Source organism: Streptomyces sp. NPDC005281, assembly GCF_040607495.1.
In the GTDB taxonomy this organism is placed as follows: Bacteria; Actinomycetota; Actinomycetes; order Streptomycetales; family Streptomycetaceae; genus Streptomyces.
Map to the genome: position 1 here is coordinate 1 of NZ_JBEXGX010000079.1, position 6,067 is coordinate 6,067.

Here is a 6,067-nt window from a genome sequence, read left to right on the forward strand (position 1 = left end):
CAACTTTTCCAGGCAGCGCGGGGACAGGCGGCATCGCGATCCGCTCGGGCCACGAGAGGCCAGAGCCTGCACGCCACCGTCCCGCCACAGCTGGTCCCACTGGTAGGCCGACTTCGGGCTCACTCGCAGGCGCCGTGCAACGTCCGGCGGCTTGATGTTCTGCTCGAACAGCTCGGCCGCCTGTATCCGGACCGTCTCCCGGCGCTGCCGTCCCGCAGGGGTCAGTCCGCCCCCATCCGCATACCTCATACACCACGGGATACAGACAACACTCCCGGCTCATCAGGGCCTTCGAGAAAGATCACCCTAACGAGCCGAAGTCAGTATCTGCTGCGCCGTCACCTTGTGGTCGGCGGGGCAGCCCGACTTCGCGGTGTTCTCCACACTCTGAGGCGACGTGGGCACGCTCGACCTCAGCGGCGTCACGGGACATGGCTTCCCGTCCTCCCCCGGACTCCTGGGCGTCACTGGCAATCATGCGCTCATGCTAGGAGACCTCACAGGACAGCCTTTGAGGGGCTGGTCCCGAAAACCAGGCGCGCGTCAGCCGGGCGTGGAATCTCTCGCCGTGTGGACTCCGGCCCCCTTGTGCCCGCTGCAAATTGAGCCACGCCAAGACGAGTACAGCCGCTGGCCGTGGGGAACGATCAGGGCTTCCGAACGGGCATCTCCGCTCGCCTACCCGCAAGGATTACCGATGCTTCCTGAGGTCCGCCCCCACGTGTCCGCTCCCCTCGCAGACCAGTTGGAACACCAATTGGGCCTGGCATCTGACCTCGAAGCCGGTCCTCTCGATGTGGAGCGCGTCGCCGGCATCGCGGTGGTCGCAGCCGCCCATTCCAGCGGCTACGCGGCCATCGGCCATCTCCTCGGGCTGCTGGCCGCGCTCCCTGCTCCCACCGCGGCAGGCGAACGCTTCTGGTCGAACCTGTGGAGGTCCTCAGGCACCGCTTACCTGCTCCCCGCCAACATCAAGGCCGAGGTGCTGCAATCCCTGGCAGGCGAAGGAACCGCCCTGGCCCGACAGATCCTCTCGGCTGTCGACGAGATGACACCGCCCCAACGCGTCGCAGCCGGGGAGGTGATCGGCCAGGCCCTCGCCGAGTCCGACCATCTTCCCGACCTCAAGACACAGGTCATCGGAGAACTGTGGCTCCGCGATCTTGAACTCACCGCCTGGCACATCCTGCATGCCGACCGCAGGTCGGACGACCCTGCTGGCCGGAAAGCCTTCCTCGAAGCCTGGACGAGCGTCTGAACCTCTGCTCCTCCAAGCCCCACGGGACACGCGGCGCCCCAGCCGCCACACGGCTCGCAGCCTCGAGTCGCACCTGCGCACCTGCGCACCTGCGCACCTGCGCCCATAACCGCAGCGTCGTCGCTTCCGGCGCAATGGCATGGGCCTGTAAGGCGAACGAGCCAGGCATGGTGGCGGGGCGAGCTCAACCAGGGGTGGCTACCCGAACCAGACGATGTCCAGGACGACCAGGTGCCGGGTGAGCCGGTTGATCACGTAGATAACGGACAGCTGCCCGACGGAGGCGGCGCGGACGTCTTCGCCTTCCGGGTCGCCCGCATTCCACTGCGGCCAGCTTGAGGGGCGGCGTGTCGGCGAGCATCTGCAGCTCCCGGAGTTGGTTGCGGAGATTCAGGACTCCGGCCTCCACTGTGGCCACGGGGAGAGGCATCGGGGCGTCGAGACTCGGCCGAGGGTGCGGTCCAGCTGCGATGAAGATCCGCCTGAAGGGTTTGTGCGGCCCGGAGGTAAGAACGGCAGACGTCCAGCACCTCGCCCCTCCCCCCGTCCAGGTGAGCCGAAGCTCAGTAGTTGTCACTGGCAGAGCTGGGTGAGCTGTTGAACGAGACCGGTCGAAGCAGCCTGGTTGTCACCCGTGAGGCACGCGACTTGTCACCGATGCTCGTTCAGCAGCCCTTCTGTCACCAGTAGGGAAGATCGAAAGCGCATGGCCGTCTGAGACGGATTCACGTGGGAAGCGCGCGCTGGGCCATGGCTCAGGGGCGGCGTCCTGCGCCGTGCAGCAGGGTGTCGACGATACGGGTGGCCAATGCGTCCGGGTTGTGTGTATCGGGGTCCTCGGTGGCGCCGGGACCTTGCAGCGCCTCGGTGACCAGGGCGTAGTACACCCGCCGTGTCCACTCCAGGTCCGCGTCCGGGGCGAGGAGCCCCTCGCGTTGCGCCCGGGCGAGGAAGGCTAGAGACCGCGCATTGATCTCGGACCAGACTTCCTGGGTGACGTCGTTGGGGGCCATGGGGTTGCCGAGTGTGAACCGCCAGGCGCTCTTGACCCGCAGCGTGTTCGCGGTGGCCCGGTGCAGCGCAACCAGCGGCGGCGCGGTGTCCAGGTGGGCGTCGTCGATGGCGGCCGTGAGCTGCTGCTTCGCGGAGGCGGCCAGTGCGTCGAGGAGGGCCTGCCGGTTCGCGAACCGCCGGTGCACCGTCGTCCTTGCCAGGCCCGCAACCTCGGCGATCTGCTCCATCGGCGCGCCCGGATCCTCCGCGAGTACCCTCTCGGCCGCCTCCAAAATCGCGCGCACGCTGCGCTCCGCATCAGCCCGCAGTGCTCGCCCCATGACCTCCCCTTCCTCCCGTACGCACGCATCGACCCTCGCCCCATAGACGATACGCCGCCGACACCGTTCCATCCATAACTGAGACACCTAAGTTGCAGATATATCCGTAACGGCTACCGTAGAGATTTAGTTAATGGCCTAGGCGGCGCCGGGAAGTCCCAGTGGGCTTTCAATGACGCGAATAGCATCAAAAATTACTAAAAGTGAGCAATGAGACTAGGAGTCTTCCATGGCTACGAATCGACCGGTAGCGCTGGTGACGGGCGCGTCCTCCGGCATTGGAGAGGCGACTGCCCTCGCCCTCGTCCGGGCGGGTTTCGAGGTGGTCGGCACCAGCCGGAACACCGCGAAGGTCGCCCCGCGCGCGGGCGTGACGTTCCTCGATCTCGATGTGAGCAGCGATGACTCGGTCACCGCGCTGGTTCAGCAGGTCATCGCCCGGTTCGGCAGGATCGATGTCCTGGTCAACAACGCCGGCATCGGCTCGTCGGGTGCCACCGAGGAAAGCTCCGTGGCACAGCACCAGCGTGTCTTCGACATCAACGTTTTCGGCGTGATCCGCATGACGAAGGCCGTCCTGCCCCTCATGCGGGCCCAGGGCCGCGGCCGGATCATCAACATGTCGTCGTTCTACGGGTTCGCACCCCAGCCGTTCATGTCCGCCTACATCGCCTCCAAGCACGCGATCGAGGGGTATTCCGAGTCCGTGGACCACGAGGTCCGCGAGCACGGCGTCCGCGTGCTGCTCATCGAGCCCGGCGCGACCAACACCTCCTTCGATGGCAACCTCGTAGGGCCCGACACCCCGCTGCCGCTCTACGAGAGCCGGCGGCGGTCCGTCGACCAGGCCGTCGCGCAGGCGGTCAGGGGCGGCGATGACCCTGCCGTCGTCGCCCAGGCCGTCGTCACCGCGGCCACCACCGGCAAACCCAAGCTGCGCTCCGCCGCGGGACCGTTCGCCAAGCGCATGAGCCTGGCGCGTCGCCTCGCCCCGGCCCGGATCTTCGACCAGCAGATCCGCAAGTTCAACAAGCTGCCGGGCTGACACCGCCCGCCCCCAGCCGATGCGTGCCGCGCCCGGGGCGCGACCCGTGGGACTGCTGGTCGTGGGAGCCTGGATGGGGTTCTTCTCCCCCGACGCCAGCAGCAGCGACAAGCCAGCGCCCGAGCCGTCGTCGGTCTCGTCGCCCTCCGGGCGCTGACTCAGCGTTCTCGATGGCGCGGGTGATCAGTACGCGCTGCTCGGGCGATACCGCCGCACGCCATCTGCGTGTGGTGGCGGGCGGCCTCGTTGCCTGGATCGTCGGCGAGCTGGAGGGTCGCGATGATCCGCTTGCCGACCGGTTCCCGGTGAATACAGAAGCTCTGGGACACGGCCATGACGATCTCCAGGCCGTGCTGACCGATCCGTGTCGGGTCGGCCGTCTGGACCGTGGGCTGCGTGGTGCTGCTGTCCCACACGCTGATCTGGAGATCTCCCTTGCTGATCTCCAGGTCCAGCCGGCACGGGCCGGGCGCGTATTTGCGGGCGTTGGTGACCAGCTCGCTCACCACCAGCTGCACTATGCCCGTGGTTTCGGCCGACACCGGCAGTCCGTGCCGTGTCTGCACCGTGGTGAGGAAGTCGCGGGCCAGAGCACGGGCTTCGGCGATGTCCGCACCGTCCTCGAACGTGGCGGACACCGTGATCGGGTGGTCGCCAGGTGGCTCCTGACCCTCGTTTCGGGCAGCAGTAACCAAGGGCGCGCCTCACTTCCGAAGCGTTGAGCACTGCCCACCCCAGCTACCCCGAAAACCTCGGAGCACCCCACGGTCGTGAAGGCCTGTTTCCGGAAAGTTGTTGGGGGTATTCCTCCCCGGGACAGCGGCGAAGGACAGGGCGCAATGAACGAGCGGGCCGGGGGATGGGACTTCCTGACCCACCATGCCCGCGTGCTGTTTGTCATCGCACGCGAAAACGCACCCCGCCTTCGCGACATCGCCGCAGCCTGCGACATCACCGAACGCACCGCCCAGAACATCGTCACCGACCTCGAACAGGCCGGCTACCTGCGCCGCGAACGCGACGGACGACGCACGCGCTACACCCTCTGCCTGAACGGCGCCCTCCGCCATCCGGCAGACGCCCACGTGCCCATCGCGGAACTGGTGGACCTCTTCGCCCCCACTACAACCACCGCTGAAGTCACCTCGGACTGCTCTCGGTATAGCGCTCGCCGTCGCGCGTCGAGGCGGGACGACAAAGCCCTTCACCCCGCGCGCGGCCGAGAGATCGTCTAGCACCCCCTCCCTGACCCGTTCGAAGGCGACTGCCTCGCTGCCACACAGGAGGAAATCTATGTCGGCTGGAGTAGACATTGGGGTGTGGGCGTGGTTATGGTTTCTCTCGTAACGGAGATCGACAAGGCCGGGCAGAGATGAACTGCCTGGTAGCAGTAACGCAGTTGGCAGGACGGTGCGGTGGTGGAGTTTCGAAGCCAAGGGTTGTTGCAGGACGGCGACGGGACTGACGGCCGGACCGGGTGGCCCGCAGTGATCAGGGGCCACCGCAAGCAGAATCGCAGTTGCAGCACCGGCAAGTGCAGTTCGCAGGACCCAGCAGTGAAGTTGGTGAGTGGTACCTCGGTGAAGGCGTCGGCTGCGGGCGCGCGCACCGGGAGATCCGGCAGTGGGGTTCTAAGCCAGAGCAGATGCAGGACGGGCGACGGGGCTGGCTGCCGGAGAGTGGCGCTGGGACAGGCCACTGAGCAGTACGCAGTATCAGCAGTGAGCAGGAAAGCAGTACCAGTTGGTTGATTGAAGAGGGAAAGAACGGAGGAGCCAGGCGCCATCAGGATCGCCCGGGTGGAATGAATGAGCCCGGGTACCGAAGGACATCGATAGCGAGGTGGTCTCCGGTCGAGCAACCGCGATCCCCGCACACGCTCTCACCCCCCGTGAGTTGGTGCGGATACAGAAGGCCGACACAAAACAAGGGTCGGCAGATGGTGTAGCAGTTCCTTCGGGGCCCTGGCGCGACGAGCGCCAGGGCCCCTCCACGCGTTCCACAGAGAGGTGCGATGGCAGCAGACGACTCGTACGGCCGACTCGATGACGACGACTACCCCGCCTACACGATGGGCCGGGCCGCGGAGATGCTCGGCACCACCCAGGGCTTCCTCCGCGCCATCGGCGAAGCCCGCCTGATCACCCCGCTGCGCTCGGCAGGCGGACACCGCCGCTACTCCCGCTACCAACTGCGCATCGCCGCACGCGCCCGCGAACTCGTCGACGAAGGCACCCCGATCGAAGCCGCCTGTCGCATCGTCATCCTTGAGGACCAGCTCGAGGAAGCCCAACGCCTCAACACCGACTACCGCCGCACCACCCAAACGGCGATGCCTTGACATCCTCGCCCACCTAAAGGAGGGCGATTCCCGCCTGCCGCGCTGTTGTCGGGCGCGGCTTCGGGTGGGTTCCTGTTTCATCGCGCTGC

7 protein-coding genes are annotated in these 6,067 nt (G+C 66.7%); 4 read left to right on the forward strand and 3 right to left on the reverse strand.

Annotated features, from left to right (window positions below):
- Positions 1-249: helix-turn-helix domain-containing protein (locus ABZV42_RS41800; RefSeq protein WP_356057494.1), on the reverse strand; the 249-nt coding region annotated here is incomplete at its 3' end.
- A gap of 448 nt (positions 250-697) precedes the next feature.
- Here ABZV42_RS41800 and ABZV42_RS41805 point away from each other — a divergent pair.
- Positions 698-1,258 carry a hypothetical protein gene (locus ABZV42_RS41805; protein ID WP_356057496.1) on the forward strand — a complete coding sequence of 187 codons (561 nt, stop codon included), beginning with the start codon at positions 698-700 and terminating at the stop codon, positions 1,256-1,258.
- A gap of 755 nt (positions 1,259-2,013) precedes the next feature.
- On the opposite strand, the gene ABZV42_RS41810 is transcribed toward ABZV42_RS41805, so the two are convergent.
- Entirely contained in the window at positions 2,014-2,592 is a 579-nt protein-coding gene (locus ABZV42_RS41810; protein ID WP_355991771.1) for a TetR family transcriptional regulator, read from the reverse strand.
- Positions 2,593-2,821: 229 nt separating this feature from the next.
- Here ABZV42_RS41810 and ABZV42_RS41815 point away from each other — a divergent pair, with 229 nt between their 5' ends.
- Positions 2,822-3,637 carry an oxidoreductase gene (locus ABZV42_RS41815; protein ID WP_355991768.1) on the forward strand — a complete coding sequence of 272 codons (816 nt, stop codon included), beginning with the start codon at positions 2,822-2,824 and terminating at the stop codon, positions 3,635-3,637.
- 158 nt (positions 3,638-3,795) lie between these two features.
- Here the strand turns inward: ABZV42_RS41815 and ABZV42_RS41820 are convergent, their stop codons facing one another.
- Positions 3,796-4,275 carry an ATP-binding protein gene (locus ABZV42_RS41820; protein ID WP_355991766.1) on the reverse strand — a complete coding sequence of 160 codons (480 nt, stop codon included), beginning with the start codon at positions 4,273-4,275 and terminating at the stop codon, positions 3,796-3,798.
- 201 nt (positions 4,276-4,476) lie between these two features.
- Between ABZV42_RS41820 and ABZV42_RS41825 the strand changes: the two genes are divergently transcribed.
- Together ABZV42_RS41825 and ABZV42_RS41830 are read left to right on the forward strand one after the other, a co-directional pair.
- Complete coding sequence (locus ABZV42_RS41825) at positions 4,477-4,872, forward strand: helix-turn-helix domain-containing protein (RefSeq protein WP_355991763.1); 396 nt, start codon at positions 4,477-4,479, stop codon at positions 4,870-4,872.
- Positions 4,873-5,651: 779 nt separating this feature from the next.
- On the forward strand, positions 5,652-5,978 hold the full coding sequence (locus ABZV42_RS41830) for a MerR family transcriptional regulator (RefSeq protein WP_355991760.1): 327 nt from the start codon (positions 5,652-5,654) through the stop codon (positions 5,976-5,978).
- The last annotated feature ends 89 nt before the right edge of the window (positions 5,979-6,067 follow it).